General features: G+C 41.7%; 2 protein-coding genes. One reads left to right on the plus strand and one right to left on the minus strand.

Features of this window, described 5'->3' with window-relative positions:
* The first annotated feature begins 20 nt into the window (after nucleotides 1–20).
* Entirely contained in the window at nucleotides 21–533 is a 513-nt protein-coding gene (locus WB217_RS00810) for a hypothetical protein (protein WP_423989734.1), read from the plus strand.
* 46 nt (nucleotides 534–579) lie between these two features.
* On the opposite strand, the gene WB217_RS00815 is transcribed toward WB217_RS00810, so the two are convergent.
* The coding region (locus WB217_RS00815) for a peptidoglycan D,D-transpeptidase FtsI family protein (protein ID WP_423989736.1) at nucleotides 580–2,234 on the minus strand (1,655 nt) is incomplete at its 5' end.

Here is a 2,234-nt window from a genome sequence, read left to right on the forward strand (position 1 = left end):
GAATGAAGGGGAGAACAAAGATGAAAAAGTTTTGGATTTTACTTTCAGCGATCACATTCGCAATCGGGTTGACAGCATGCTCTGCAGAAAAAGAAAAGGAAGCTGAACCTGTAAAGAAGGAAACAGAAGAGGCTGCTAAACCAGCAGCAAACCCTAAGAGTGCAATGTACAAATTCTATATGAGTGTCGTAAATGCAATTAACGAAGCTGACGCTGACCTAAGTGCATACGAAGGAGAAGAAGATCCTAAAGCTCAAGCAGAATTAAAAGCAGCAGCAAGTGCTTCTGCAGCAGCAGTTGCTTCAAATGTTGAAGGCTTGGAAATCCCAGCTGAATTGAAAGATCAAAAAGCAGATCTTGAAGCTGCAGTTAAGGATATTGCAGCAGCTTACAATGCAAAAGCGGAAGAGCTGAAGAAAGATGCTCCAAACATGGAGGCTGCTGATGCGACATTCGCACAAGGTGAAGAAAAACTTGGCGCTGCATTTGAAAGCGTAGGAATGAATAAGCCTGTATTGTCTAAAGAACTTTAATTGAACTTTGCAAAAGAAGCTGTGCCATTTTATGGCACAGCCTCTTTTATTCCAGCGTCTCTGATTTATCTTTTTCTTCCATGATACTAGCAGAATTCAAATTCTTCATATTAAAATACGTATCCAGAACCGCTCTGCCAATCTTCAAATTTGCCCGATGATCTACAGTTCCCTGATATGCCCATGGAACCATGACTGCCATGGCGATTTCGGGATTTTTCGAAGGGGCATATCCGACAAGGCTTAAATTCATCGTTTGGACAAGAGGATCATTTTTCTTGCGCAAAGGGCCGTCATAAAACGCTTCAGCTGTTCCTGTTTTTCCTGCAGGAGAGTAGGGGGCGTTTCCAAAAAATCGATAGGCTGTACCACCTGGTTCCTGCATCACTTTCTCAAATCCTGTATGGACTCGGTTGAACCATTCTTTCTCCATACCCACTTCATTAAGTACTACAGGGGGATATGTCATAAATACAGGTCCTAGCTGGCTGCTATTGCTTGCTGGTTCGCGAATCTCCTTAACAATTCTTGGCTGCATCCGCATGCCACCGTTGGCAATGGTTGAAATATATTGGGCAAGCTGCATAGTGGAATACGTATCATACTGCCCAATCACAAGATCAAGCACTTTTCCAATAGGGTAATTGACACCCTTTGCACCTGTTTGTTCATTCGGCAGGTCTATTCCAGTCCGGATCCCAAGCCCAAATGAAGCGAAAGAGTTACGGATTGTATCCCAAACCTTTGGCTCAAGATTCAATGGTTTTTTATATTGGTATACTCCTTTGCCGATTCTGATGGCTGTGTGGAACATATATACGTTGGAGGATTTTTTCAGTGCATCAATGTCATTCATGACACCTAAATAATTATAGGATTTCTTTATTGGTGTACCTGCAATTTCAAGAGCCCTGTCATCAAATCTTGTCGTTGAATTGATTGCGCCGGTTTTGTATCCGGTCAGTACAGTAGCTCCTTTAACAACAGAACCAACATTGAAAGTATTCAGTATATTTCCTAAGGCGTCATCTTCAAGGTACTTTTCACCGGTATCCTGATCTTTAACAATTCTTTTACCCGCCATAGCCAAAATTTCCCCAGTGTGCGGATCCATTAAAACAACATAAGCTCTGTCTAATAAACTAGTTCCAGGAGAACTTTTTGCCGCCCATAATTCCTTCTCGATTACTTTCTCTACAGCAATCTGCAGATCCATATCCAAACTCAATATTAAATCTTTGCCTCTCTGTCCCCCCGATACAAGCTCCTTTTCCAACAGTTCACCTGCCTTGTCAGTCACGTTGATCACTTTTTCTTTTTTGCCCTGGAGGACATCCTCATATTCGAGCTCTAAATAGCTTTTACCTACTCGGTCATTGCGAGTATAGCCCCTTGACATGTAATAGTCTATTCTGTCAGCTGGTAGTCCCTCATTAGTGGTAGTAACTCTGCCGAGGACTGGTTTAAATGTATCATTATATTTATACTCTCTGTCCCAATCTGTCGTCGCATTTACACCCGGAAGCATATCAAGGTTTTCATTTACAGCCGCAAATTCTTCGCGTGTTACATCCTCATTTTTGATAACCTGGGGTGTGAATTTATATCCACTATTCATGATTCTGAAAATAGCCAATACCTCAAGATCCTTTTCAGAGAGTTCAGCTAGATGTTTATCTGTAATTCTATCAAGCTGTATGT

The sequence above is a fragment of the Mesobacillus sp. genome, assembly GCF_049588175.1.
Taxonomy (GTDB): domain Bacteria; phylum Bacillota; class Bacilli; order Bacillales; family Cytobacillaceae; genus Mesobacillus.